Here is a 24,029-nt window from a genome sequence, read left to right as displayed (position 1 = left end):
GGCGGGTCTCCATGGAGACCCGCCCGTTCCGTCGTTCCGCGACGGCCGCCGGACGGGTTACGGACAGGCGCGCCGGCGGACGGCGCCGAGTCAGGGTGCGGGTCAAGGTGGCGGGTCAGAGGGTCAGGGTGAGGGTTCGGGCCAGGCGGTCGGCGGTGGCGCGGATGCGGTGCGTGGCGGCCTCGATCTTGCCGAAGCGCGCCGTGTGGCAGGAGACGGCGAGCGCGCCGGTGACGGTGCCCGCCGCGTTCGTGACCGGGACGGCCGCGCAGCTCGTCCCGACCAGGTACTCCTCGCGGTCCAGCAGCAGCGGCGCCGGGCGGCGCAGCGCCGTCAGCAGGCGCGACTCCGACGTCATCGTGTTCGGGGTGAGGTCCTTCAGGGGGTGGCGGGACAGGTAGTCGCGGCGGTGGTCCTCGGGGAGCTGGGTGAGGACGCACTTGCCGATCGCCGTGGCGTGCGCGGCGTCCTCGAAGCCGACCCACAGGTCCACGCGGGGCGTGCGCGGGCCGTCGGCGATGTCGATGACGCGGATCTCGCCGTCCACGTGCATGCCGAAGTACGACGCGGCGCCCAGCTCGTCGCGCAACGCGACGAGCGTCGGACGGATGCGGGCCAGCAGCCGCTGGTCGCGGCTCTGCCCGCGCAGCGCGTCCAGCCGGTCGCCGAGCACCCACAGGCCGTCCGCGAGCCGCACCGCGTAGCCCTCGTGGGCCAGCGTCCGCAGCAGGTGGTAGGCGGTGGCGAGCGGGATGCCGGACTCGCGGGCGAGCTGCTTGGCGGGCGCCCCGCCGGGGTGAGACGCCACCACCTCCATCAGGTGCAGGGCACGCCGCACCGAGGAGATCAACGTTGGCTTGCGTGTCTCGTCCATTACGGAAAGCGAACCCTGTGTCATGCGTGCGGTCAAGTCCCCTGCCGAAACCCGTTCCGGCGCTCGCGACGGCGGTCCGAAAGGCGGCCGGACCGTTGCACCATATGAAAATCACCGGCATGACCCCTGCGTGCCCGGTTGCTATGTTTCGTCCACCCGAGGTGCTCTGGGCCCCGCCCCGGGACGCGGCCCCGGCGACACGCCGTGTGCTCCCGCCGGACCCCCTCCGCCGCGTCCCGGGGCGGCTGCGGACCACGCCGCCCGGCCGCACCGTGACTAGACTGTCGTGACTTCCAGCGCCCGGGACCGGCGGGCATCGCCCCGGTCCGCGGCGCCACGCACGCACCAACGAGCGGAAACCATGCAGTCACGAGGTCAGCAGAACACTCGCCCCGGCATGCTCGGCAGACTCCTCGGCGGTGGCCGCCAGGCCCCGGCGACCGGCGGCGACCTGGTCCAGCCGGCGGCCGGCGACGGAGCCCTGGAGAACCATCTCGGGGGCGACGAGGGTCGCAACTACCGCAAGTACGAACGCGACATGGTGGCGCCGCACGTCGGCCGGTCGCTGCTGGAGATCGGCTCGGGGCTCGGGCACTTCTCCGAGCAGTTCGCCGGGCGCCTGGACTACCTCGCCGTCAGCGACAACGACCCGTACTGCGTCGGTGAGCTGCGCGAGCGGTACCGGGACTCCACCGACGTCGAGGTCATCGACCTCGAACTGCCCGCCGAGATCGACATCCGGCAGCGGGTCGACACCGTCGTCATGATGAACGTGCTGGAGCACATCAAGGACGACGTGCAGGCGCTGCGCGACCTGGCCGCCGTCACGCTGCCCGGCGGCCGGATCGTCATCTGGGTGCCCGGCTACATGCAGCTCTACGGCGACTTCGACCGCAAGGTCGGGCACGTCACCCGCTACACCCCGGCGACGCTGCGCGCGTCGGTGGAGGGCGCCGGGCTCGTCCCCGAGGTGCTCAAGCCGATCAACTTCCTCGGCGGCATCGCCTGGTGGGCGGCGGTCCGGCGCGGCGGCGTCGGTTACCCCGACCCGCGTCTCGTCAAGATCTACGACCGTACGGTCATCCCGGCGACGCGCCTCATCGAGCGCGTCGTCCGGCCGCCGTTCGGCCAGACGGTGTTCTGCGTCGCCCGCGTCCCTGGGTGATCCGTCCCGGTTCGTGCCGTGCGTAGCCGCCTACCGCGCGGAATAGGTATGCGGATACGGGCGCGCATCCGTGGCGGACCGCCTCTCCGGCCGGAAGACTGGCTCACGGCCGGACGGATCGGGGGCCGCCTCTCCGAGCGGAGATGAACCGCGTTCATACGCGTTCCCCGTGACGAGAGGGCCGACCACTGAAGTTCCCGTGTGGTCCGACGGTCCGAGGACGGGTGCCCGGGAGGGGAGGCCCCCGTCCTCGGACCCTTCGCCTTCGCGCGGGGGGTCAGAAGAGGCCGAGGCGGTGCGCCTTGGCCGCCGCCTCACCGCGCGTCGCGGCGCCGATCTTGGCGAGGATGTTGGAGACGTGCACGCTGGCCGTCTTCGCGGAGATGTGCAGGTCGGCGGCGATGGCGCGGTTGCTGCCGCCGTCGGCGAGCAGGCGCAGCACCTCGTACTCGCGCGGCGTCAGCCCCAGCGGGGCCGTGCTGCGGCTCCGGGGGGCCAGCCCGGCCAGCCGGTCGGTCAGCGGGGCCGCGCCCAGCTCGCGGGAGATCGCGGTGGCCGTGGCGACGCGTTCGGCGGCGGCCTCGGCACCGCCCGCCGCCAGCGCGCAGCGGGCGGCGCGCTCCAGCGCCAGCGCGCGGTCGTAGGGCTGGTCCAGCGCGTCCCAGGCGGCGGCGACGGCGTCGAACGCCGCGCAGTCGCGCTCGCCCCGCGCGTAGCCGGTCTCGGCGCGGAACAGCGCGGACCACGCCTCCTGGACGGGGCCGCGCACGTCGGTGTCGATGGCGCGCTTCTCCAGCGGGCGCAGCAGCGTCTCGACGTCGTCGTCGAGGGCGGTGACGGCGCGCGCCGCGAGCGTCAGGACGGGCCAGGCGTACCGGGCGTCGTCCGGCAGGCCGGGCAGGTCCAGGACGGGACCGGCGGACGCCAGCGCCTCGGCGTACCGGCCCTCCGCGAACAGCGTCTCGCCCTTGAGGCGCAGCGCGGCGAAGTAGTCCTGCGTCTTCGGCCAGCGTTGCGTGAACGACGCGATGCCGTCGGTGTCGGCGATGCGGCGCCGCGCCGTCGCCACGTCGCCCCGGTACAGCGCGAGCAGGCCGTCCAGCACGAGCAGCGACGTGCGGATCGTGATCGGCGGGTCCTGGTCGAGGGCCTGGCGGGTGACGGTCAGCGCCTCGTCGAACCGGCCGAGCGACAGCAGCGGCTCGCCCTTGTTGATCGCCAGGAACGTGCCCTGGGTGCGGGCCAGCCCGAACTCGCGGGCCTGCTCGTAGCCGCGCGCGGCGGCGGCGACGGCGTCGGCGTGCCGGCCGAGCCCCTCCAGGTAGTGCGACTCGATGACGGCCAGGCGCAGCACCGCCGACGGCTGCGCGTTCCGCTCGACGGCCCGCCGCACCTCCTCGATGCGCTCGAAGTGCGCGCCGTACTCGATGTCGACGCAGAACAGCGTGGTGAGCGCGTGCGTCTCGCCGCCCGCGTCACCGATCCGCCGCGCGATCCGCAGCGACTCGCGGGCGTGGCGGCGCGCCTCCTCGATGCCGGTGGTGAGCCGTCCGTACTGGGCGAGGATGGACAGGGCGTGGGCGCGCAGCTTGGTCGGCTCGTCCGGCAGGACCTCGACGGCCTCGCGCAAGTCCTCGATGAAGCCGGGCCGGGCGAGCTGGTGCCGCAACCCGCCGCGCAGGACGAGCAGCCCCGCCCGGCGCTCGGGGGCGCCGCCGACGCGGACGAGCGCGGCGTCGGTGAGCTTGAGGCCGCGTTCCAGCTCGCCCGCCAGTTCGGCGGCGTGCGCGGCGCGGCCGAGGACGTCGGCCTGGTCGGTGCCGAGCCGCGCGGCGGCGTCCGGGACGCGGTCCCACAGCTCCAGGACGCGTTCGAGCATCGTCAGGCACTCGGCGTAGGCGGCGGCCTTGCGCGCCTCGTGCGCGGCGCGCCACGAGCTGACGAGCGCCCACGGCGCGTCGTGCGCGGCCGTCCAGTGGTGGCTCAGCTCCGCCCACAGCCGCCGCGCCGGGACGAGCGTGCCGTCGTCCTCCAGGGCCTTCGCGTAGCGGGTGTGCAGGCGGGTGTGCTCGCCGGGGAGCAGGTCGTCGTGCAGGGCCTCGCGGATGAGGGCGTGCCGGAAGGCGTAGCCGTCGCCGTCCACGACCAGGACGTTGGCGGCGACGGCGGGGCGCAGCGCGCGGGTGAGGTCGCGGTCGTCCAGGCCGGTGACGGCCGACAGCAGCCGGTGTTCGAGCCGGGTGCCGCCGCCGGCGGCGTCGCGCAGGACCTCCTGCGTCTCCTCGGGGAGCCGTTCGACGCCCGCGAGCAGCAGGTCGCGCAGCGACTCGGGCAGTTCGCACACCAGGGTGCCGTCGGCCTCCAGCAGCGCCTCGACGAACAGCGGGTTGCCCTCGCTGCGGGTGGTGATGCGGCCCGCGAGGTCGCGGTCGAGGGGGCGTCCGAGCAGCCCGGCGGCCAGTTCGGCGACGTCGGGCTGGGTGAGCCGGGTCAGGTCGAGGCGGCGGACGCCCTCGACGCGGCCGAGTTCGGCCAGCAGCGGCCGCAACGGGTGGCCGCGGTGCAGTTCGTCGGCGCGGTAGGTGACGAGGACGAGCAGCGGCGCGGTGCCGAGGTTGCGCAGCAGGAACGACAGCAGGTCGCGGCTGGAGCGGTCGGCCCAGTGGGCGTCCTCGATGACCACGACGACGGGGCCGCGCGCGGCCAGGCCCTCCAGCAGCGTCAGCACCAGCTCGAACAGCCGGGCGCGTTCCTCGCCGGACGCGGTGTCGGTCTCGGGCTCGCCGAACTCGGGCAGCAGCCGGGCCAGGCCGGAGGTGTCGCCACGCGGCAGCAGCGCGGTGACGCCGTCCACGCCGATGTCGCGGACGAGCCCGCGCAGGATCGTGCTGAACGGCGCGTACGGCAGGCCGCCGGAGCCGAGTTCGAGGCAGCCGCCGACGAGCACGCGGTGCCCGTCGCCGAGCCCCGCCGTGAACTCGCGCAGCAGCCGCGTCTTGCCGAGCCCGGCCTCGCCGCCGACGAGCACGCCGCCGGGCGCGGCGTCCAGCGCGTCACGGAGCAGGGCCAGTTCGGCCGCACGGCCGACGAGAGGGGCGTTCACTCTCCCCAGGATGCCAGGAGCATCGGACATATCGCTCCTGAATTATCGGGCGACGCGGCCCTGACCCGGGGGTTCGCGTGTATACGGCCGCTATACGGCCGCACCGGAAGTCGTCCTCCGGTGCGGATTTCCGGGGCGATGTTTGAGCGAGGTATACACACTCTCGCGCCACCGAGTGTGTATCATTCGGAGCATGGCTCGGACCAATGTCAGCATCCCGGACGATCTGCTCGCCACGCTGAAGGCGCTGGTCGAGGACAAGAAGATCGCGTCGGTGTCCGGGTTCCTCGCCGACGGCGCGCGGCTCAAGCTCGCCTACCTCAAGGACGCCACCGCCATGGACGAGCTGTTCGGCCCGCCCGGCCCCGACGAACGGGCCCTGGTGGAGAACCTGCTCGCCGGCGCGGAGGTCCGCGACCGTGATGTCGCGTGATCACCGGGCACGTCCTCGACACGACCGCGCTGCTCGACCTCGCCACCGGTAAGACCGTCTACGTCCGCGCCCGGCTGCGCGCCTCCATCGCCCAGCACGAGTCGCTGGTCGTCCCCGCCGCCGCGCTCACCCGCGCCTGGCAGCTCGTCCCCGACCACGGCCGCCCGGTGCTGAGCCGCCTCCCCAACATGCAGGTCATCCACGTGGACGACCTCGACCACGTCATCGCCGAGCAGGTCGGCACCCTCACCGCCACCGCCACCCACCTCGGCACCGACGAGGCGCAGGCCGCCTGGTCCGCCCGCTGGCGCCGCTGGCCCCTCATCACCGCCGTCCCCGACTCCTACGCCCGCCTCCCCGGCGTCCGCGTCGAGGCGATCCCCTAGCCGCGCCCCCCGGCGGGCTGGGCGACGAGCACGGCGATGTCGTCGGACCCCTCGCCGCGGAAGGCGACGGCGTCCTCGACGAGCCGGGCGGCCAGCGTCGCGGCGTCGAGCCCGGCCAGCGCCGCCAGCCGCTCCGGCAGGACGGCCTCGAAGAACCCGCCGCCGGTGGCGCGCGCCTCGGTGAGCCCGTCGGTGTAGAGCACGAGGGTGTCGCCGGGGCCGAGCCTCCGCGCGGCGGGCTCGTAGGTCACGTCGTCCAGGACGCCGAGCAGCACCCCCGGGTCGTGCCAGAACTCGACGGTCCCGTCGGCGCGCAGCACGACGGGTGCGGGATGCCCGGCGTTGACGTGCCGGACGGCGAGGCCGTCGCCGTCCGGCGTCACCGACGCCACGACGGCCGTCATGAACCGGCTGGCCGCCGCGTTGATCAGCGAGCGGTTCAGCCGCGACAGCGCCGCCTCCGCCGGGGCGCCGTCCTCCAGCAGGGTGCGCAGCGTGTGCCGGGCGAGCCCGGTCATCGCGGCGGCCTGGGCGCCGCGCCCGCACACGTCCCCGACCATGAGCGACGTCCCCCCGGCCGGGCCGGGGACGGCGTCGTAGAAGTCGCCGCCCACCTCAAGGCCGGGGTCCGCGACGCGGTAGCAGGCGCCGAGCGCGACGCCGGGCACGTCGGGCAGCGACGGCGGCAGCAGGTGTTCCTGGAGCGAGATGACGTGGCGCCGCCGCTGCTCGTACAGGGAGGCGTTGTCGATGGCGAGGGCGGCGCGGTGGCCGAGGTCGTCCAGGAAGGCGATGTCGGGCATGGCGCCCGCTGCGGTGCCGTACAGGAACGTGACGGTGCCGAGCGCGCGGCCCCGCGCGCGCAGCGGCGTGACGGTCACGGCGGCGAGCGCGCCGCCGCCGAGCGCGTCGAACGGCGCCGTCGCCAGGACGGGCCCCTCCAGCCGGGACGTGCCGGTGCGGCGTCCGGCGGCGGCCAGCACCCGGCCGAGCGCGGGGTCGACGGGGCCGGGGGCGGGCAGGGCGCTCCGGCGCCGGGCGTCCACGTGGGCGACGGCGACGCAGGACAGCTCGCCGTCCGTGCGCAGGTGGATCAGGCAGCCCTCGGCGACGGCCGGGACGGCGATGCGCGACACGTGCCGGAGCGTCTCGGTGATGTCCAGGGAGGCGCCCATCTGCAAGGACGCCTCGGCCAGGATGGCGTCGCGGGCGCTGCGCAGCTCGTCCGCCCGGTCGGCGGCGAGCCGCCGCGCGCACGCGGCGACGATCTCCGCGATCTGCCGCAGGGCGCGGCGCAGTCCGTCGGTGGCGGCCGACCGGGAGGCCAGTCCCAGCGTGAGCGTGCCCCAGTCGTCACCGGGCAGCGCGAACCGGCACTCCAGCGCGGTGCGCGCGGCGGCGTCGCGCAGCAGCGGCAGCTCCGGCCACGCGTCCTCCGCCAGATCCGCGACGTCATGCCGGACGAGCTGAAACGCCCGCGCGGGCCGCCGCTCCGGCACCCGGCGCCCGGACCCGGCGTGAACCTTCGGCCGCTCGGGCGCCCCGGTGCCGCTGCGGGTGTAGCGGGGCCGGTCCCGTTCGTCGTACCGCGTCCCGGCGACGACGAGGACGCCGGGCCAGGCGAGCAGCAGGTCGTACAGCTCGGTGGCGAGGTCGGTGACGTCCTCGGCCTCGGCCGCGCGCCGCCACAGGCGGTGGACGGCGTCGGCCCAGTCGGCCGGGGGATCGGCGGGCGGGGCACGGCGGACCCTGAGCAACGGATCACCTCGCTCTCGGGTCGGTACGGCTGGGTATCAGAGAATATGTGTCGCGCGACAAGTATGTACACGACGGCGCAGGTCTCCGCCGTGTCACGGGCGCGGTGCCGCTCCGTGACCGAAACGGGATGCTGCCGGTTTTGTCCAGCGGCGAGTATCGGTGATGCTGGAGACGTGTCAACGGAGACTTCACTGAGCGGCGCCGAGCTGCGCGCCTACCTGCACGGGCTGCCCGGCGTCGACCAGGTCGGCGCGGACGAGCGCGCCGCGCGGCTGGCCACCCGTTCCGTCAAGGCGGACGCCAAGGCCGCCGCCATCGACCTCGCGATCACCATGGTCGACCTCACCACGCTGGAGGGCGCGGACACCCCCGGGAAGGTCCGGGCGCTGTGCGCCAAGGCGGCCCAGCCCGACCCCGCCGACCCGAGCGTGCCGAAGGTCGCCGCCGTCTGCGTCTACCCCGACCGGGTCGCGGACGCCGTCGACGCGCTGCGCGGCACCGGCATCGGCGTCGCCAGCGTCGCGACGGCGTTCCCGTCCGGGCGCGCGCCGATGGACGCCAAGCTGGCCGACACCCGCGCCGCCGTCGCGGCCGGGGCGAGCGAGATCGACATGGTCATCGACCGGGGCGCGTTCCTCTCCGGCGACTACGCCAAGGTCTACGAGGAGATCGTCGCCACCAAGGAGGCGTGCGGCGACGCCCACCTCAAGGTCATCTTCGAGACCGGCGAACTCGTCACCTACGACAACGTGCGCCGCGCGTCCTGGCTCGCGATGCGCGCCGGAGCCGACTTCATCAAGACCTCCACCGGCAAGGTCGCCCCCGCCGCGACGCTGCCCGTGACGCTCGTCATGCTGGAGGCCGTCCGCGACTACCGCGCGCAGACCGGGCGCCAGGTCGGCGTGAAGCCCGCCGGAGGCATCCGCACCACCAAGGACGCCATCAAGTACCTGGTCCTGGTCAACGAGACCGCCGGACCCGACTGGCTCACCCCCGACTGGTTCCGCCTCGGCGCCTCCAGCCTCCTCAACGACCTGCTCATGCAGCGCCGCAGGCGCGCGACCGGCGCCTATGCCGACCCCGACCACTTCACGCTGGACTGAGGGACATGGACTTCGCCTACGCACCCGCTCCCGAGTCGCGGGACGTCGTCGACATCCGGCCGTCCTACGGTCTGTTCGTCGACGGCGCCTTCACCGACGGCCACGGCGAGCCGTTCAAGACGATCGACCCCGCCACCGAGGAACCCCTGGCCGAGATCGCGTCGGCCGACGCGTCCGACGTGGACCGCGCCGTCGCCGCCGCCCGCGCCGCGCAGGAGAAGGTGTGGGGCCCGATGCCGGGCCGCGAGCGCGCCAAGTACCTGTTCCGCATCGCGCGGCTGGTGCAGGAGCGGTCGCGCGAGCTGGCCGTGCTGGAGTCGATCGACAACGGCAAGCCGATCCGCGAGTCCCGCGACGTCGACCTGCCGCTCGTCGCCGCGCACTTCTTCTACTACGCGGGCTGGGCCGACAAGCTGGAGTACGCGGGCCTCGGCCCGGCGCCGCGCCCGCTCGGCGTCGCCGCCCAGATCATCCCGTGGAACTTCCCGCTGCTCATGCTCGCGTGGAAGATCGCCCCGGCGCTGGCGGGCGGCAACACCGTCGTCCTCAAGCCCGCCGAGACCACGCCGCTGACCGCGCTGGCCTTCGCCGACCTGTGCCGCCAGGCCGAGCTGCCGCCCGGCGTCGTCAACATCGTCACCGGCGCGGGCGAGACGGGCGCGCTGCTGGCCGCGCACCCCGGCGTCGACAAGGTCGCCTTCACCGGCTCCACCGCCGTCGGCCGGTCGATCGCCCGGACGCTCGCGGGCACCGGCCGCCGCCTCACCCTGGAACTCGGCGGCAAGGCCGCCAACATCGTGTTCGACGACGCCGCGCTCGACCAGGCCGTCGAGGGCGTCGTGAACGGGATCTTCTTCAACCAGGGGCACGTGTGCTGCGCCGGGTCGCGGCTGCTCGTCCAGGAGACCGTCGCGGACGAGTTCCTGGAGCGGCTGCGCGCCCGCGTCTCCACGCTGCGCGTCGGTGACCCGCTCGACAAGAACACCGACGTCGGCGCGATCAACTCCGCCGCGCAGCTCGCCCGCATCCGCGAGCTGGCCGACGCGGGCGAGGCCGAGGGCGCGCGGCGCTGGTCGCCCGCCTGCGAGCTGCCGTCGCGCGGCTTCTGGTTCGCGCCGACGATCTTCACCGGCGTCGCGCAGTCGCACCGCGTGGCCCGCGAGGAGATCTTCGGGCCGGTGCTGTCGGTGCTGACGTTCCGCACCCCGGCCGAGGCCGTCGAGAAGGCCAACAACACGCCCTACGGGCTGTCGGCGGGCGTCTGGTCGGAGAAGGGCTCGCGCACCCTGTGGGTCGCGCAGCGGCTGCGCGCGGGCGTCGTCTGGGCCAACACGTTCAACAAGTTCGACCCGGCTTCGCCGTTCGGCGGCTACAAGGAGTCCGGTTACGGCCGCGAGGGCGGACGTCACGGGCTGGAGGCGTACCTGCATGTCTAGGCTCGACGTTCGCAAGACGTACAAGCTCTACATCGGGGGCGCTTTCCCCCGGTCGGAGTCCGGAAGGGCGTACCCCGTGACCGACGCCAAGGGCCGGTTCCTCGCGCACGCGGCGCGGGCGTCGCGCAAGGACGTCCGGGACGCCGTCGTCGCCGCGCGCAAGGCGTTCGGCGGCTGGTCCGGCCGCACCCCCTACAACCGGGGGCAGATCCTCTACCGGATCGCGGAGATGCTGGAGGGGCGGCGGGCGCAGTTCGTCGCCGAGCTGCGCGACGCCGGGCTCGGCAAGGACGCGGCGGGCGCCGAGGTCGACGCCGCCGTCGACCGGCTCGTCTGGTACGCGGGGTGGGCCGACAAGCTCGCCGCCGTCGGCGGGTCGGCCAACCCGGTGTCGGGGCCGTTCTTCAACTTCTCGACGCCCGAGCCGACGGGCGTCGTCGGCGTCGTCGCGCCGGACTCGCCGCTGCTCGGGCTCGTGTCCGTCGTCGCGCCGGTGATCGTGTCGGGGAACACGGCCGTCGTGCTCGCGTCCGAGCCCGCGCCGCTGCCCGCGATCACGTTCGCGGAGGTGCTGGCGACGTCCGACCTGCCGGGCGGCGTCGTCAACCTGCTGACGGGGCGGCGCGCGGAGCTGGCGCCGTGGCTCGCCTCGCACGGCGACGTCGACGCGCTCGACCTCGCGGGCGTCGCCGCCGACGCGGTGACGGCGCTGGAGGAGGCCGCCGCCGACACGCTCAAGCGCGTCTTCGCGCCGACCGGCGACGACTGGGCGGACGAGCCCGGAACGGCGCGGATGACGGCGTTCCTGGAGGTCAAGACGGTCTGGCACTCGGTGGGCGTCTGATCCGTTTTCGCTGCGCTTCGGTGTAAAGAGGCGCGGGTTGTGGAATATCTGCTCCCGTAACTGATCATGCAACGGGGGTAGATCAGTGGCCACCACCAAGAAGAACGCCACGTCCAAGCGCAAGGCGCCCGCCAAACGGACCAGCGCCGCCGCGTCCGCGACCGCGTCACGGTCGGGGGTGAGCGCGCGGACGTCGTCGAAGCCGGCGGCGTCCAAGCCGAAGACCGCGTCGAAGTCGACGGCCAAGACCACGCCGCGTACGACGGCGGGGAAGTCGACCGGTTCGCGCCGGGCGTCGTCCGCCGCCTCGTCCGCCGCTTCGGCGGCCGGGTCGAAGGTCACGGCGGCCGCCGACCAGGCCAAGGCCGCGGCGACGCAGATGCGGTCGGTCGCGTCCAAGGCCGGGGGATCGGTCCGCGCGATGACGGCGATGACGCAGGCGATGACCGAGGCGACGAAGGCCATGGCGGACGCCGCCAAGGCGATGGGCGCCGCCGCGAAGGTCATCGACCGGCAGTCGTCGTCCGGGTCGGGTTCGTCCGGCTCGTCCGCGCGGACGCCGGGCCGCGCGCGGCTCGGCACCGGGTCCACGACGCGCGGCACGGCCAAGTCCGGCACGGCCAAGTCCGGCACGGCCAAGGCGAGCACGTCCAAGGCGAGCACGTCGAAGGCGAGCACGGCCAAGTCCGGCACCAAGTCCAGCGCGGCGAAGTCGGGCACGGCCAAGTCGGGCGGGGTCAAGGCGAGCACCGCCAAGTCGGGCACGTCCAAGGCGAGCACGTCCAAGGCGCGCACCGCGAAGTCCACGGCGTCGTCCACCCGGAAGAACGGTGCGTCGGCGAAGATGCGGACGCCGCCGCCCGGCCCGATGGTCGAGCCGAAGGTCGAGGCGGAGATGATCCAGCCGTCCCGGTCCGGCCGCATCATGCAGCGGACGGACGAGGGGAGGCGCTGACGATGGCGGAGGACTCCGACATCCTCACCCGCATCAGCGGCTTTGTCGCCGAGGAGCAGGAGTTGCGCGCCCGGCACGAGCGGGGCGAGCTGTCCGCCGACGAGGAGCAGGCCCGGATGCGGGAGGTCGAGCGCGCGCTCGACCAGTGCTGGGACCTGCTGCGGCAGCGCCGGGCCCGTCGCGACGCCGGGGAGGACCCCGGCGTCGCGCGGGCCCGCCCGGCGGGCGAGGTCGAGGGCTACTGGCAGTGATGGGGTAGACGATGGGGGATTACGGCCGTCCGCTCACGTTCGGGCACTTCCTGTCGCCCGAGCTGGACGCGGACCCGCTCGGCACCGCCGACGCCGCCGACCGGTACGGACTGGACCTGATCGGCATCCAGGACCATCCGTACCAGCGCCGCTTCCTGGACACGCTCACGCTCATGCAGGCGGTGCTGAGCGCGACGTCGCGCGTGCACGTGTTCCCGGCGGTGGCGTCGCTGCCGCTGCGCCCGCCGGCGGTCCTGGCGAAGGCGATCGCGTCCATGGACGTGCTGAGCGGCGGCCGTGCCGAACTCGGCCTGGGCGCGGGCGCCTTCTGGGACGCGATCGAGGGGTACGGCGGCCCGCGCCGCACCGCCGCCGAGGCCCGCGCCGCGCTGGAGGAGGCGATCGGCGTCGTCCGGGGCCTGTGGAGCGACCGAAGTGAACTCCACCTCGACGGCGACCACTACCGGCTGGACGGCGCCCAGCCCGGGCCCGAGCCCGTCCACCCGATCCAGCTCTGGCTGGGCGTCACCGGCCCGCGGTCGCTGGCGCTGACGGGCGGGGTCGCGGACGGCTGGGTCGCGTCGTCGCCGTACGTCCCGCCGGACCGTCTGGTCTACGCGAACGCCCGCCTGGACGCGGCGGCCGAGCACGCCGACCGCTCCCCGGACGAGCTGCGCCGCATCTACATCCTCGACGGCCGCATCGAGGAGCGCAGCGGCGGCGACTTCCTGCGCGGCCCGGTCGAGCAGTGGGTCGACCAGCTCACCGACCTCGCGCTGACCCACGGCATCGACACGTTCCTCTACGCCGGTCCGGCGGACCACCTCTCCAGCTTCGCGCTGGAGATCGCGCCCGCCGTCCGCGAGCGGGCCGCCCACGCCAGGGCGTGACCCGCTCAGCCGTGCAGGTACTCGCGGAGGGTGCCGGTGGCGAGGTCCAGCGCCGTGCGGACGGCGTCGGTGCCGCGCAGCGCGTCGAGCATGAGGAAGTCGTGGATCGTCGCCGGGACGCGGACGGCGTCGGCCTCGACGCCCGCCGCGCGGAGCCGTCCGGCGTACGCCTCGCCCTCGTCGCGCAGCACGTCGGCCTCGGCGGTGACGACGAGCGCCGGGGGCAGCCGGTGCAGGTGCCGGGGCTCGGCGCGCAGCGGCGCGGCGTACAGGTCGCCGCGCCGGGCCGGGTCGGGCAGGTACCGGTCGACGAAGCCGCGCATGGCGTCCTCGGTCAGGGGCAGCCCGGTGCCGAACTCGCGGTAGGACGCGGTGTCGAAGCCGGTGTCGGTGACGGGATAGAACAAGACTTGGAGCCGGATCGGCGGCCCGCTCCGCGCCTTGGCCATGAGGCAGACGACGGCCGCCAGGTTCCCACCCGCCGAGTCACCCGCAACGGCCAGCGCCGCCCCGTCCAGCCCCCGCCCGGCGCCGTGCGCGACGACCCACCGAGCAACGGCGTAGCACTGCTCCAACGCCACGGGGTAGGGAGCCTCGGGCGCCCGCTCGTACTCGGGAAACACGACGGCCACGTCCGCGCGAACGGCCAACTCCCGCACAAGCCGATCATGCGTCCGCGCCGACCCAGAAACCCACCCACCCCCATGCAGGTAGAGAACAACGGGCAAAACACGCCCCACCCCCACCGGCCGCACAATCCGCACCCGCACGACACCCCCGCCCCCATCCGAAACGTCGACCCACTCCTCATCAACGTCGGGCCGAGGCACCCCAGCCGACCCCTGAATCTCCTCCAACCACAACCGAGCCTCCCCCACCGGCACTTCGGACAGCAGCGGCCCCCGGGACGAGACCTCGACGAACTCCCGCGCCGCCCCCTCCAACGCCACATCGCACCGCACGTCCATGCCGCCCCCTGCACCGAAACGAGAGCGCCCCGGCCAGGAACGCCATCGACCACCTCCCACACCGCCGACCGGCCAAAACGCCACAAACAGCAAAACCGGAGCGGACCTCCTACCGCCGCCCGCGTTCGCCAGCGCGGACGCGGTCAGCCCGGCGTCGAAGCGGAGTTCGCGGAGCCGGTCGGCCCGGGTCGAGGAGGGCGCGCTGGGTGGAGTAGGACGGGGAGACGGCCACGCCGGGAGCCGGATCGGTCAGTTGCCGGACCCGGCGTATTCCGCGTTCTCGATGCCGCGTTTCCAGGCTGCCTCGAACGACTCTTCGCAGAACGCGATCATCTCGGCGTCGGTGCTCCACTCCATCGAGACGGGCAGGCCGTCTCCGCTGAAGTGGTTCCAGATGAGCACGTCGCCGTCGAAGATCCAGAAGTCGTTCGCCGGGAATCGCAGATCGCATGCCTGTCTTCTTGGCAGCCAGCGGGTCGCCTCGCCCGCGTGCACGTTCGTGAACGCCGTGTCGAGCAGGAACCGGGTGTACTCGCTCAGTGGCTCCGAGGCCACCCGTAGCCGACGCACCTCGACCCCGCGAGCCGTCGCCTGCTGGATGACCGTCAGCCACGGCCGCCACCAGGACGCCGGGTCGGACGGATCGTCCCGGTGCCCGGCCTTCCATGCTGCGAATCCCTCATCTTCTCCGGATACCGCGTAACCGTCTCTCAGCTCCAGGTGAATCGCCGATCTGGTCGCGGCGGCGAAGAGGGGCGGGAACTCAGGGTTGGCCGAGTCGGTCGCCGTCAGCAGCGGCGAGGCGTTCATGGGCATTCACGATCTCCTTGAGAACGGGCAGCATCTCCCGAGGCCGGGCCTGCCGTAGAGTTTTCGCTTGTGCACGAGATGGCTATCTACAAGCGGTATTTCGACCTGATCGCTTCGGGAAAGAAGACGACCGAGATCAGGGTGAACGACTCTTCTCGCGAGCGGTTGAGGGTGGGCGACCTGCTGCGGTTCACGTGTCGGGATGAGGAAGTGCTCACCCGGATCACGCGCCTCACCCGCTATGTCGACTTCGATGAGATGTTCGAGCACGAGTCCGTATCGTCGGTCGATCCGACCGCGTCCAAGGACGAGCAGCTTCGCAACATCCGCGAGATCTATCCACCTGAGCGCGAGGCACTGGGCGCCGTCGCGATCGGCATCGAACTGGTCGAGCGTTGATTCGATCCGGTGGTCCGCGCGCGTGGTGCTGCGCGAAGTTCGGGAGTATCGGGGTTTCTACCTCGGTGTGGTCGTATTCGTCGGCCGGTGGAGTCGGACGTGTTCGTCTTCGGGGGTGACCGTGAGGGTGTAGTGGTCGCGGCCGGGGCTGCCTTGGGTGATCCACTGGAAGTAGGCGGTGGTGGCGTGGTCCCAGAGGGGGTGGTCGCCGGCCTGTTCGACGTCGAACACCGTGCGGCCGGGCCGGTAGGTGGCGGTGGCCCAGGCGTGGGGTGACCACAGGCGGAGGGTGTAGGTGTCGCCGTCGTGGTGTCCTCGGGCTTGGACGCCGGGGAGGGCGGCGCCCATCGCCAGATCGGCCCCGGCGGGGGCGTAACCGAGGGTGCGGGGGTCGATCTCGGTGGTGGAGCGGCGCACGGCGAGGGGCGCGGGGTTCCATTCGGGGTGCCGGTGGCTGCGCATCATCATGTAGGAGGCGTAGCCGGTGAAGCGCCCTACGGCGGTGCCGTCGGGCAGGACGACGAGCCGTAGCTCGTGGCCGGAGCCGAAGCCCGGCGCGTACGGGGTGACGATCACTCCGCCCGGCCGTGTCTGCTCGATCCACGCGTAGGGGATCTCGGCCACGGCGCAGGTGGCGTGGACGCGGTCGTAGGGGGCGCCGGGCGCCCACCCGTCCGCGCCGTCGCCCACCACGAGCGCGGGCGGCGACCCGAGGCTGGTCAGGGTGGCCGATGCCCGCTCGGCGACGGCGGGATCGACCTCGACGCTGGTCACGTTGCCCGGCCCGACGATGCGCGCCAGGAGCGCCGCCGTCCACCCGTTTCCGGTGCCGATGTCCAGGACGCGGTGGCCGTCTTCGAGGTCGAGGAGTTCCAGCAGCGACACGACCGTGCTGGGCGCCGACAGCGAGGAGGTGTACCGCCCGTCCCCGGTCGCGGCGTCGGTGGCACCGTCGTCGAGCTGGGTGATGATCGCCTCGTCGGCGTAGGCGAGGTCGAGCCAACGTTGCGGGTCGTCCGCCTCGGCCACGCGGTCGCCTTCACCGGTCCAGGCCAGCGGGGGCACGAACGCGTGCCGGGGAACGTCACGCAGCGCGCTTCGCACAGCGCCGCTGGTGAGCCACCCGGCGGCGGTCAACCGCGCAGCCAACGCCTCCGCCCGCCGCATGACGTCCCCACTCACCACATCACTTCCCTCGCTTGCCGTCGCCTCGATCGCACTAGCGGGTGACGCGCTGGTCTTCGGTGTCCAGCCAGGTCCAGTGGTCCTGGGCGGTGACGATCAGGCCCCAGCGGGTCTCGGCGGGGCGGCCGAGTCCGTCCCACCAGCGGTAGGCGTCCTCGACCTCGCGCCACAGGTTGCGTTTCCCGGCCTGGCGGACGGGGAACGACGCGGCGCCCGGGTCCACGTCCAGACTCGCCCACGAGCCCGACCACGGATCGACCAGCCACACCGTGTAGGCGCCGTCGTCCCGGTGCCGGACGACGAGTTTGCAGCGCGGCACGCGCAGCCCGACGGCGAGGGACGCGGCATACGTGCCGAGCACGGGGTGGGGGTGCAGGTCGGTGACGGATCGGCGGGCGCGTTCCGTGTCGCGCACGTCGCGGTCGAGCGAGACGCGCTTCCCGCGTTGTGCGCGCAGTCGCATGAACGCCACGTCGCCCACGACGCGGCCGCGCATCACGCCGCCGCGTCCGACCGTGAACGCGACCAGCGCGCCGTTGTGCAGGTCGGTCGTCCACGGCACGAGGACTCGTCCGCCGGGCCGTGTCTGGACGCCCCACGCGTGCGGCACCCTGTTCGCGGCGACGGTGGCGATCACGCGGTCGAACGGCGCGGCGGGGGCGTGCCCGAACGCGCCGTCTCCCGTCACGACGTGGACGTCGTAGCCCGCCTCGCCCAGCGCGGCGCGGGCGCGGTCGGCCACGCCGGGATCGACCTCCACGCTTGTGACGTCGCCGCCGAGCCGTTCGGCCAGCAGCGCCGCGTTCCAGCCCGTTCCCGTGCCGATCTCCAGCACGTTCATGCCCGGCTCGGCGTCCAGTGCCGCCAGCATGGAGGCGACGACGCTGGGACGGCTGGCCGAACTGGTGATCTCGTCGCCGATCTCGTCCGCTCCGGCGGGGACGCCGTCGTCCACCTGGGTGATGACGGCGTCGTCGGCGTAGCACAGCTCCAGCCACGCCGTCTCGTCCTCCTCCCGGCGCACGGGCGCCAGCCCGCGCCCGTCCTCGACCCAGACCGTGTCCGGAATGAATTGATGCCGCGCGACCTTCTCGAAGGCTCCCCGCCACTCGGGCGCCAGTTCACCGGACTCGGTGAGCCCCGCGATCATCCGCGCGGCCAGGCGTTCGGCGCCGGCCACCTACGTGCCCTTCCCGTGCTTGCCGCCGCCCTTGGAGTCGTCCTTCTCCGCCGGAGGGATCGGCCTGTCCCACTTGCCGTCCTTCTCCTTGTTGTCGTCATGCTTCCCCATCACGGACTCCCTTCGGCACTGTGCGTCATCCAGCACGCTAAGGAGCCGGAGAGTTCTTCGACCACGGATGTGACAAAGTGTGCCGCGCCGATTCAGCCCAGGGACGCGCCCACGTCCTTGATCAAGGAACGCGCGGCCGAACCGAATACGGCGGCTTTGGCCAAGGAATGGAACATCTGCGTGTAGAGGGTGATCTCGCGCGGCTGGGTGATCGTCAGATAGCCCGACACCAGTTCCACGCTCACCTGCTCGTTGTCGAAGATCCAGAAATCCTCGACGGGACGCGCGTCATCACGATCGGGACGTGCGGGCACGACCCCGAGCGATACCGACGGCAAGGCCCCGACCTCCACGAGGCGACCGAGCTGCCCGGCCATCACCTCGGCGCCTCCGACGCCTGTCCTGAGCACCGATTCCTCCAGCAGGAAGGAGAACGTCGGCCCGCCTTTCATCAGGACGTGCTGCCGTTCCATGCGCACGGCCACGGCCGCCTCCACGTCGTCCACCAGGCCCCGCCGCGCGGCGACCGCCCGAAGGACCGCCCTGGTGTAACCCTCGGTCTGGATGAGTCCCGGCACGAGCCAGGACGAGTAGGCGCGGAACGTCCGGGTGCGTTCGAACAGCGGACGAACGGCCTCCTGCGACCGGCGCAGGCCCGACCGCTCCATGCGGCGCCACTCGATCCACATGCCCTCGACGGCGCGCAGGGACGCGACCAGGTCTGCGGCCTGGTCTTCGGCACCGCAGGCGCGGCACCATGTATCGATGTCGGCCTCGGAAGGCGACCGGCGGGCGTGCTCGATATGGGAGACCTTCGTGCGGTCCCATCCGGCCGCTCTGGCGAGTTCGATCGCGTTCATGCCCGCGTCGAGGCGAAGCTCGCGCAGGCGCCCGGCGAGCGCCCGGCGGGCTTGTTGCGCGCTGGAGGACGAGGCGGCGGGCACGGGGATTCTCAGTGGATTCGGTACTGCGTGTGCGGTGTGGCTCTCCGCCAGACGGCGTCGAAGGCGGACGTGCAGAGATCGATGACGGCGCGTTCCGCACGGATCTCCTTTTCACCGGACGAGCCGTCACCGGCGAAGTGGTTGAACAGCACGAGGCGGTCGTCGAAGACCCAGAAGTCGTTTCCGGGCAGTGCGAGGTCGGACGCCTCGCGGCGCGGCAGCCAGCGCACCGACTCGCCCGACACGATGTTCAGGGCGTCGGTCAAGGCGTGTTCGTAGCGGACATAGTCGGTGACCGGTTCCGACACGATCCGTGCCCTGCGCACCTCGACCCCGCGCGCGACGATACGGCCGACGGTCTCAATCCACTCGGGCCAGCGCTCACCGGGATCGAAGTGATCGCCCGCCAGCCATCGGCGGTAGTCCGGGTCGTCGGGCGTGTACGTGTCGCGCATCTCCAAATGGACGGCCGAACGCTCGCAGCCCTCCAGCAATTCGATGAAGGACTGGGGGACCGGTTCGCGGGCGGGATCAGGCGACGTCTTCGGCTCCATGCCGGCCGGGGCCGCGCCTTCCACGCTCATAGGTGCCACGTACGGCCTCCAAGATGATCGACGCCATGTCCGGCGGAAGCTTGACGATCGACTCGTTCGCACCGATCGGGCTGTGCGACGCGACCTCGGCCAACGCGGCCGGGTCGGTCACCGTCTCGCCCTGGAACCAGAAGTCGCCGGTGTCCTCGTCCACGAAGACCGCCGGGCACTCGTTGACCGGAGTGTTCGAGGTGATCCCCACGAAACTCAGCTTCATGACGCTCTCCGTTCGCCGATGGCGCATCCAGAGGGTGACGTGCCGAACCTACAGCGTCACCCCTCCCGCCCCCACCCGCAAGAGGCACGGCGTTAGTACCGGGTGGACGGCAGGGTTGCTCGCGTGGGGCAGCCCGAGCCGCGACCGCTTTGGGATGACCGTCACCCCCACCGGCCAGCACCTGTGGCTCGACTCCCCGGACCACCCGATCACCCCCTGAACACCAGACACCCCGGCCCGAGCGAGAGTCGGGGCCGGGGGCGTTCTGGGGGTTCAGAGGGTTTTGATGGCCTCCGCGAAGTGGCGGAAGCCTTCGCGGGTGACGAGGAGGTTCGGGCCGCTCGGGTTCTTGCTGTCACGCACGGCGATCGTGGCGGGGGCGGTGGCGACCTCGATGCAGTCGCCGCCGTTGTTGAGGCTGCGGGACGACTTGCGCCACACCAGGGTGTTCAGGTTCATGCTTCTCGACCCCTCTCCGTCTGAAGGCGCGCGGTGGCTACGCGGTTCAGAGGGACTTGATGGTGTCTGCGAAGTGGCGGAAGCTTTCGCGGGTGACGAGGAGGTTCGGGCCGTTGGGGTTCTTGCTGTCACGCACGGCGATCGTGGCGGGGGTGATGGCGACCTCGATGCACTCGCCGCCGTTGCTGAGGCTGCGGGTGGCCTTGCGCCAGGTGAGGTCGTTGGCGTTCACAGTTCGTTCATCACCTTTCGGATCTCGTTGAGTGACATCTCTTCGGGGAGTGCCCGGCGCTGGATGTCGATCAACGTGTGGCGGAGGACGGCGATGTCTTCGGGCTCGGCGGTGGTGAAGCCACGGAGCGCGGACTCGACGTGAGCGATCTCGCTTCCGTCTTTCATGGTAGCAATCGTGAAGGAACTTCCGTTGCCAGCGTGCTCGCCACTGCTCAGGATGAGCTGCACCGTGACGTTGGGAAGCTTCGCGACTTCGAGCAGGTTGGCGAGCTGACCGCGCAGGACTTCCCGGTCTCCCACCGGGCGCGTCAACGCCAGCTCGTCGATGAGGAGAACGACCCTCGGGGGCGGCCTGTCCGTACGGGTGAGGAGAGCCTGCCTTTCGAGACGCTTCTTGATCTTCTTTTCGGTCTTGAGTAGCGCCGTCACGTAATCGGGGGTCTGGATGAGGCCCGCGAAGACGCTGAGCATGTAGCACGTGAGGATCGTGGCGTTCTCCTCCTCCTCGGGCCAGTCGAACCACGCCGGGGCGGGCGCGTCGGAGGAGCCGTTCTGGTTGAGGTCGTTCCACAGCTCGATGAGCTGGCCGCGGGCGTCGAGGAACTCGTCGGCCTTGGCGGCGAAGGCGGCGTCGCAGCCGCGCGCACCCGTCTCGACCTTGCTGATCACGGTGACGTGAACGTTGAAGCGCTCGGCCATCGTCGCCTGGAGGATGCCCTTCTCCTTGCGCAGGCGGCAGAGCTGACGCCCGAAGGCGATTCGCGAGGGATGTCTAATTTGCGGCTTTGCCATTGCTTCTACCCTTCGGTGGGCATGGGCGTAGATCGACTAGGCCCTTCGTGACACATCGCTGCATCAACTGGCAATGAGTGTGCCACGTCGCTACAAGTAATACCAAGAAAACGTGACGTCACCATGAACGCGGAGTGCGATCGAACACGAGAAGGGCCGCATGATGATCACTTCCGGTATCACCGAGCACAGACCGCCGTGTGGTGGAACGGGTGCGGGTGCCGCGTGGGTGGGGGAGGCGCGTGATCTGGCCGGGCAGTGGGCGGATGCGGAGGGCTTTCCCGCCGGAGTGATCGAGGACGTGCGGCTGGTCGCATCCGAACTGGTCACGAACGCGGTTGCGCATGTGGCCGGGTCGTGGGGCGTTGTGTTGCGGTTGTACCGGTGTGATGTGGGTGCGGTGGTGGAGGTGTGGGATTCCGATTCGGCTTATCCGCCTCGGATTGGGGAGCCGGATTTTGTTCGGGAGTCCGGTCGGGGGTTGTTCATCGTGGACAGTCTTACGGGCGGTTTGTGGGGCTGGCAGTGCCTCGCGGATGACAAGGGAAAGGTGACGTGGGCGGCGATTCGGTGCAGATGATGAAGACGAAAGAGGTCGCGCGGTTGTTCGGTGTGACCTCGTACACGGTGGTGCGGTGGACGCGGAGGGGGTTGTTGGCGGCGGGGACGACGCCGTCGGGGCACCTGCGGTTCGACCGCGCCGAGGTGATGCGGTTGTACCGGGGAAGCAACGGAGACCAGGTGTGACCGGTTTCAGGGCGCTGGTGGCCTGGTTCGTCTGGGTGCGTCGCCGTGCGGCGGCCGCGTCCTACCTCCGCACCCTGGCCCGGGAAATGACGGCCCGTGGCTGGTCATGCTCAATGGCGGCCTCGGCGGTGCCGACCCTGTGGATCACTCCCACCACACGCGGTGAGAGGTCCATCGGTTACGGCGTGACCGCCGTCGTCATCGGCGGACATGCCGTCGTGCTCAGCCGTGACATGGAGGAACTGTGCTCGTGCGGTGATCCGGGCGAGGTCGCGGACGCCCTGTCCGAACGCCTCGGCACAGCACGCCTCTGAGACGGGGCCACGGAACGCACCACCCCCCGGCGTCCCGAACCCCTCGAAACGGCCCCTGGCCCGCGCTCTGGAGGGGGAAGCGCGGGCCAGGGGTCCATCACATGCGTTCGGGTGTCGGTACCCCGAGCAGGTCCAGGCCCGTGGACAGGGTGCGTAGTGTCGCTGCGCACAGGGCCAGGCGGGACTGCTTCGTCGTCTCGTCCGGGGCCTTCAGGACCGGGCAGTTCTCGAAGAACGTCGTGTAGTCCTGCGCCAGCTCGAACACGTAGTTCGCCAGCCGGTGCGGCTCGGCCGTCTCGGCGGCCTGTTCCAGGACGGTGCCGAACGTCAGCAGCCGCAGCGCCAGGGCGCGTTCGGCCTCGTGCGCGACGAGGATGGGCCCCAGGGCGTCGTCGGGGGAGACGCCGCCCTTCCGGAAGATCGACCTGATCCGGACGGTCGCGTACTGGAGGTACGGGCCGGTGTTGCCCTTGAACGACGTCATCCGGTCGAGGTCGAAGATGTACTCCGAGTCGCGCGAGACCGACAGGTCGGCGTACTTCACCGCGCCGATGCCGACCTTCTCCACGATGTCGGCGCGCTCGGCGCCGTCGATGGTGTCGTCGCGGGCGTGCTCGTCGTAGGCGCGGCCGGCGCGCTCGACGGCCTCGTCCAAGAGCTCCGCGAGCTTGACGGTGCCGCCCGCCCGGGTGCGCAGGATCTTGCCGTCGACGCCGAGGACGTTGCCGATCTGCGCGTGCTCGGCCCGCACCTCGTCACCGAGCCAGCCCGCCATCCGGGAAACGGCGAACACCATCTGGAAGTGCAGCGCCTGCGGCGCGCCGACCACATAGATCATCCGCTGGACGTCCTCGGTGTCGACCCGGTACCGGATCGTCGCGAGGTCGGTGGTGGAGTAGTTGTAGCCGCCGTCGCTCTTGCGGATGATCACCGGCAGCGGCTCGCCCTCGCGGCCGGTGAATCCGGGCGGGAACGCGCACAGCGCGCCCTCGCTGACGACCGCGATGCCCTTGGCCTCCAGTTCCGCGACGGTCGGCGCGAGCGCGTCGTTGTAGAAGCTCTCGCCCTTGATGTCGGCGTCGGTGAGCGTCACCCCGAGCCGTTCGTACACGGTGTTGAAGTACCGGGTGGACACGTCCACGAGGATCTGCCAGAGCCGCATCGTCTCGGCGTCGCCCGCCTGGAGCGCCACGACCCGGCGCCGCGCCCGGCCGGCGAACGCGGGCTCGCTGTCGAACTTGGCGCGGGCCGCCTGATAGAAGGCGGTCAGGTCGGACACCGACGAGTCGTCCCGCTCGGCGGCGTCGACGCCGACGTCGAGCAGGTGCTCGATGAGCATCCCGAACGGGGTGCCCCAGTCACCGACGTGGTTGTCACGGATGACGTCGTGGCCGAGGAAGTCGAGGATGCGGGCGATGGAGTCACCGACGATCGTGGTGCGCAGGTGCCCGACGTGCATCTCCTTGGCCACGTTGGGCGAGGAGTACTCCACGACGACCCGCTGCGGCGCCCCGCTGCGGGGCACGCCGAGCCGCGCGTCGGCCAGGACGCCCTGCGCCTCCCCGGCGATCCACGCGTCGCTCAGCGTCAGGTTGATGAACCCCGGCCCGCTGATCTCGACGTTCGCCACCAGATCGGACACTTCGAGGTGGTCGACGATCTCCTGCGCGACCGCGCGCGGGTTCTGCTTCTCGCCTCGCTCCGCCTGGAGCTTCTTGGCCAGCGGCAGCGCCACGTTGGCCTGGAGGTCGGCGAACTGCGACGGCCGGATCACCGGGTCACTGTCCGCGTATGACGGCCCGAAGGCGGCGGCGAGCGCGGCCTGCACACGGGCGGCGAGAACGAACTGCGGATCGGACATGGGACAAGGCTAGCGGC

Annotated in this window: 27 protein-coding genes; 12 read left to right on the top strand and 15 right to left on the bottom strand. The window is 71.9% G+C overall.

Annotated elements, in window-relative coordinates; translation table 11 throughout:
• Positions 1 to 115 precede the first annotated feature (115 nt).
• Positions 116 to 874, bottom strand: a complete 759-nt coding sequence (locus tag C229_RS0115745) for an IclR family transcriptional regulator (protein WP_026313840.1) — start codon at positions 872 to 874, stop codon at positions 116 to 118.
• 361 nt (positions 875 to 1,235) lie between these two features.
• Between C229_RS0115745 and C229_RS30835 the strand changes: the two genes are divergently transcribed.
• Positions 1,236 to 2,039: a class I SAM-dependent methyltransferase gene (locus C229_RS30835; protein WP_240487286.1), complete on the top strand. Its 804-nt coding sequence runs from the start codon at positions 1,236 to 1,238 to the stop codon at positions 2,037 to 2,039.
• Positions 2,040 to 2,316: 277 nt separating this feature from the next.
• On the opposite strand, the gene C229_RS35805 is transcribed toward C229_RS30835, so the two are convergent.
• Positions 2,317 to 5,142, bottom strand: a complete 2,826-nt coding sequence (locus tag C229_RS35805) for a helix-turn-helix transcriptional regulator (RefSeq protein ID WP_018656037.1) — start codon at positions 5,140 to 5,142, stop codon at positions 2,317 to 2,319.
• 193 nt (positions 5,143 to 5,335) lie between these two features.
• Between C229_RS35805 and C229_RS0115730 the strand changes: the two genes are divergently transcribed.
• Entirely contained in the window at positions 5,336 to 5,575 is a 240-nt protein-coding gene (locus C229_RS0115730; RefSeq protein ID WP_018656036.1) for a ribbon-helix-helix domain-containing protein, read from the top strand.
• On the top strand, positions 5,572 to 5,961 hold the full coding sequence (locus C229_RS0115725; RefSeq protein ID WP_018656035.1) for a hypothetical protein: 390 nt from the start codon (positions 5,572 to 5,574) through the stop codon (positions 5,959 to 5,961). The genes C229_RS0115730 and C229_RS0115725 overlap by 4 nt, the downstream gene beginning before the upstream one ends.
• Here the strand turns inward: C229_RS0115725 and C229_RS0115720 are convergent.
• A complete protein-coding gene (locus tag C229_RS0115720) occupies positions 5,958 to 7,718 on the bottom strand; it encodes a PP2C family protein-serine/threonine phosphatase (protein ID WP_018656034.1) in 1,761 nt (586 codons plus the stop codon). The two genes, C229_RS0115725 and C229_RS0115720, sit on opposite strands and share 4 nt — an antisense overlap.
• Positions 7,719 to 7,892: 174 nt before the next feature.
• On the opposite strand from C229_RS0115720, the gene deoC reads away from it, so the two are divergent.
• From deoC to C229_RS0115705, 3 genes are read left to right on the top strand one after another with little or no spacing between them, the layout of a single operon-like run.
• Positions 7,893 to 8,822 carry a deoxyribose-phosphate aldolase gene (deoC, locus tag C229_RS0115715; RefSeq protein ID WP_018656033.1) on the top strand — a complete coding sequence of 310 codons (930 nt, stop codon included), beginning with the start codon at positions 7,893 to 7,895 and terminating at the stop codon, positions 8,820 to 8,822.
• A gap of 5 nt (positions 8,823 to 8,827) precedes the next feature.
• Positions 8,828 to 10,258: an aldehyde dehydrogenase family protein gene (locus C229_RS0115710; protein WP_018656032.1), complete on the top strand. Its 1,431-nt coding sequence runs from the start codon at positions 8,828 to 8,830 to the stop codon at positions 10,256 to 10,258.
• Positions 10,251 to 11,102 carry an aldehyde dehydrogenase family protein gene (locus C229_RS0115705; protein WP_026313838.1) on the top strand — a complete coding sequence of 284 codons (852 nt, stop codon included), beginning with the start codon at positions 10,251 to 10,253 and terminating at the stop codon, positions 11,100 to 11,102. Before C229_RS0115710 ends, C229_RS0115705 begins: the two co-directional genes overlap by 8 nt.
• A gap of 166 nt (positions 11,103 to 11,268) precedes the next feature.
• Here C229_RS0115705 and C229_RS36090 read toward each other — a convergent pair whose 3' ends face one another.
• Positions 11,269 to 12,006 carry a pentapeptide repeat-containing protein gene (locus C229_RS36090; protein ID WP_420804669.1) on the bottom strand — a complete coding sequence of 246 codons (738 nt, stop codon included), beginning with the start codon at positions 12,004 to 12,006 and terminating at the stop codon, positions 11,269 to 11,271.
• Between the two features lie 53 nt (positions 12,007 to 12,059).
• Between C229_RS36090 and C229_RS0115695 the strand changes: the two genes are divergently transcribed.
• Together C229_RS0115695 and C229_RS0115690 are read left to right on the top strand one after the other, a co-directional pair.
• Positions 12,060 to 12,308, top strand: a complete 249-nt coding sequence (locus C229_RS0115695; protein WP_018656029.1) for a DUF2630 family protein — start codon at positions 12,060 to 12,062, stop codon at positions 12,306 to 12,308.
• An 11-nt stretch (positions 12,309 to 12,319) separates the two neighbouring features.
• Entirely contained in the window at positions 12,320 to 13,198 is an 879-nt protein-coding gene (locus tag C229_RS0115690) for an LLM class flavin-dependent oxidoreductase (protein ID WP_018656028.1), read from the top strand.
• A 5-nt stretch (positions 13,199 to 13,203) separates the two neighbouring features.
• Here the strand turns inward: C229_RS0115690 and C229_RS0115685 are convergent, their stop codons facing one another.
• The gene (locus C229_RS0115685) at positions 13,204 to 14,166 is read right to left on the bottom strand and encodes an alpha/beta hydrolase (RefSeq protein ID WP_026313837.1); all 963 of its coding nucleotides are present in this window, start codon (positions 14,164 to 14,166) and stop codon (positions 13,204 to 13,206) included.
• A gap of 249 nt (positions 14,167 to 14,415) precedes the next feature.
• Positions 14,416 to 14,982: a DUF6879 family protein gene (locus tag C229_RS0115680; RefSeq protein ID WP_018656026.1), complete on the bottom strand. Its 567-nt coding sequence runs from the start codon at positions 14,980 to 14,982 to the stop codon at positions 14,416 to 14,418.
• Between the two features lie 72 nt (positions 14,983 to 15,054).
• On the opposite strand from C229_RS0115680, the gene C229_RS0115675 reads away from it, so the two are divergent.
• Positions 15,055 to 15,375: an ASCH domain-containing protein gene (locus tag C229_RS0115675; RefSeq protein ID WP_033424457.1), complete on the top strand. Its 321-nt coding sequence runs from the start codon at positions 15,055 to 15,057 to the stop codon at positions 15,373 to 15,375.
• 57 nt (positions 15,376 to 15,432) lie between these two features.
• Here C229_RS0115675 and C229_RS30830 read toward each other — a convergent pair whose 3' ends face one another.
• From C229_RS30830 to C229_RS32960, 8 genes are all read right to left on the bottom strand, one after another.
• A complete protein-coding gene (locus tag C229_RS30830) occupies positions 15,433 to 16,404 on the bottom strand; it encodes a methyltransferase domain-containing protein (protein WP_240487284.1) in 972 nt (323 codons plus the stop codon).
• A 190-nt stretch (positions 16,405 to 16,594) separates the two neighbouring features.
• On the bottom strand, positions 16,595 to 17,740 hold the full coding sequence (locus C229_RS0115665; protein ID WP_018656023.1) for a methyltransferase domain-containing protein: 1,146 nt from the start codon (positions 17,738 to 17,740) through the stop codon (positions 16,595 to 16,597).
• A 203-nt stretch (positions 17,741 to 17,943) separates the two neighbouring features.
• Entirely contained in the window at positions 17,944 to 18,795 is an 852-nt protein-coding gene (locus C229_RS0115655) for a helix-turn-helix domain-containing protein (protein ID WP_018656021.1), read from the bottom strand.
• An 8-nt stretch (positions 18,796 to 18,803) separates the two neighbouring features.
• Entirely contained in the window at positions 18,804 to 19,379 is a 576-nt protein-coding gene (locus C229_RS0115650; protein ID WP_240487282.1) for a DUF6879 family protein, read from the bottom strand.
• Complete coding sequence (locus C229_RS0115645; RefSeq protein WP_018656019.1) at positions 19,327 to 19,605, bottom strand: hypothetical protein; 279 nt, start codon at positions 19,603 to 19,605, stop codon at positions 19,327 to 19,329. The genes C229_RS0115650 and C229_RS0115645 overlap by 53 nt, the downstream gene beginning before the upstream one ends.
• A 273-nt stretch (positions 19,606 to 19,878) precedes the next feature.
• Complete coding sequence (locus tag C229_RS0115635) at positions 19,879 to 20,064, bottom strand: DUF397 domain-containing protein (RefSeq protein ID WP_018656017.1); 186 nt, start codon at positions 20,062 to 20,064, stop codon at positions 19,879 to 19,881.
• A 46-nt stretch (positions 20,065 to 20,110) separates the two neighbouring features.
• Positions 20,111 to 20,296 carry a DUF397 domain-containing protein gene (locus tag C229_RS0115630; protein ID WP_018656016.1) on the bottom strand — a complete coding sequence of 62 codons (186 nt, stop codon included), beginning with the start codon at positions 20,294 to 20,296 and terminating at the stop codon, positions 20,111 to 20,113.
• Positions 20,293 to 21,090, bottom strand: a complete 798-nt coding sequence (locus C229_RS32960; RefSeq protein WP_018656015.1) for a helix-turn-helix domain-containing protein — start codon at positions 21,088 to 21,090, stop codon at positions 20,293 to 20,295. Before C229_RS32960 ends, C229_RS0115630 begins: the two co-directional genes overlap by 4 nt.
• 229 nt (positions 21,091 to 21,319) lie before the next feature.
• Here C229_RS32960 and C229_RS30820 point away from each other — a divergent pair, with 229 nt between their 5' ends.
• The 3 genes from C229_RS30820 to C229_RS0115610 are packed head-to-tail and all read left to right on the top strand — an operon-like array spanning position 21,320 to position 22,151.
• Positions 21,320 to 21,670: an ATP-binding protein gene (locus C229_RS30820; protein WP_018656014.1), complete on the top strand. Its 351-nt coding sequence runs from the start codon at positions 21,320 to 21,322 to the stop codon at positions 21,668 to 21,670.
• Positions 21,670 to 21,837, top strand: a complete 168-nt coding sequence (locus C229_RS33665) for a helix-turn-helix domain-containing protein (RefSeq protein ID WP_081639911.1) — start codon at positions 21,670 to 21,672, stop codon at positions 21,835 to 21,837. Before C229_RS30820 ends, C229_RS33665 begins: the two co-directional genes overlap by 1 nt.
• On the top strand, positions 21,834 to 22,151 hold the full coding sequence (locus C229_RS0115610; protein WP_018656012.1) for a hypothetical protein: 318 nt from the start codon (positions 21,834 to 21,836) through the stop codon (positions 22,149 to 22,151). The genes C229_RS33665 and C229_RS0115610 overlap by 4 nt, the downstream gene beginning before the upstream one ends.
• Before the next feature lie 97 nt (positions 22,152 to 22,248).
• Here C229_RS0115610 and argS read toward each other — a convergent pair whose 3' ends face one another.
• Complete coding sequence (gene argS, locus C229_RS0115605; protein ID WP_018656011.1) at positions 22,249 to 24,012, bottom strand: arginine--tRNA ligase; 1,764 nt, start codon at positions 24,010 to 24,012, stop codon at positions 22,249 to 22,251.
• Between the last annotated feature and the right edge of the window lie 17 nt (positions 24,013 to 24,029).

The organism is Actinomadura flavalba DSM 45200 (assembly GCF_000374305.1).
GTDB lineage: Bacteria > Actinomycetota > Actinomycetes > Streptosporangiales > Streptosporangiaceae > Spirillospora > Spirillospora flavalba.
This window is presented reverse-complemented; position numbering and strand designations above follow the sequence as displayed.

Excerpts from the sequence above, each read along its gene's own strand:
- C229_RS0115745 (WP_026313840.1), bottom strand. The coding sequence starts at position 874 with ATGGACGAGACACGCAAGCCAACGTTGATCTCCTCGGTGCGGCGTGCC.
- C229_RS30835 (WP_240487286.1), top strand. The coding sequence starts at position 1,236 with ATGCAGTCACGAGGTCAGCAGAACACTCGCCCCGGCATGCTCGGCAGA.
- C229_RS0115730 (WP_018656036.1), top strand. The coding sequence starts at position 5,336 with ATGGCTCGGACCAATGTCAGCATCCCGGACGATCTGCTCGCCACGCTG.
- C229_RS0115710 (WP_018656032.1), top strand. The coding sequence starts at position 8,828 with ATGGACTTCGCCTACGCACCCGCTCCCGAGTCGCGGGACGTCGTCGAC.
- C229_RS0115705 (WP_026313838.1), top strand. The coding sequence starts at position 10,251 with ATGTCTAGGCTCGACGTTCGCAAGACGTACAAGCTCTACATCGGGGGC.
- C229_RS0115695 (WP_018656029.1), top strand. The coding sequence starts at position 12,060 with ATGGCGGAGGACTCCGACATCCTCACCCGCATCAGCGGCTTTGTCGCC.
- C229_RS0115690 (WP_018656028.1), top strand. The coding sequence starts at position 12,320 with ATGGGGGATTACGGCCGTCCGCTCACGTTCGGGCACTTCCTGTCGCCC.
- C229_RS0115685 (WP_026313837.1), bottom strand. The coding sequence starts at position 14,166 with ATGGACGTGCGGTGCGATGTGGCGTTGGAGGGGGCGGCGCGGGAGTTC.
- C229_RS0115680 (WP_018656026.1), bottom strand. The coding sequence starts at position 14,982 with ATGCCCATGAACGCCTCGCCGCTGCTGACGGCGACCGACTCGGCCAAC.
- C229_RS0115675 (WP_033424457.1), top strand. The coding sequence starts at position 15,055 with ATGGCTATCTACAAGCGGTATTTCGACCTGATCGCTTCGGGAAAGAAG.
- C229_RS0115650 (WP_240487282.1), bottom strand. The coding sequence starts at position 19,379 with ATGAGCGTGGAAGGCGCGGCCCCGGCCGGCATGGAGCCGAAGACGTCG.
- C229_RS0115645 (WP_018656019.1), bottom strand. The coding sequence starts at position 19,605 with ATGAAGCTGAGTTTCGTGGGGATCACCTCGAACACTCCGGTCAACGAG.
- C229_RS0115635 (WP_018656017.1), bottom strand. The coding sequence starts at position 20,064 with ATGAACCTGAACACCCTGGTGTGGCGCAAGTCGTCCCGCAGCCTCAAC.
- C229_RS32960 (WP_018656015.1), bottom strand. The coding sequence starts at position 21,090 with ATGGCAAAGCCGCAAATTAGACATCCCTCGCGAATCGCCTTCGGGCGT.
- C229_RS33665 (WP_081639911.1), top strand. The coding sequence starts at position 21,670 with ATGAAGACGAAAGAGGTCGCGCGGTTGTTCGGTGTGACCTCGTACACG.
- argS (WP_018656011.1), bottom strand. The coding sequence starts at position 24,012 with ATGTCCGATCCGCAGTTCGTTCTCGCCGCCCGTGTGCAGGCCGCGCTC.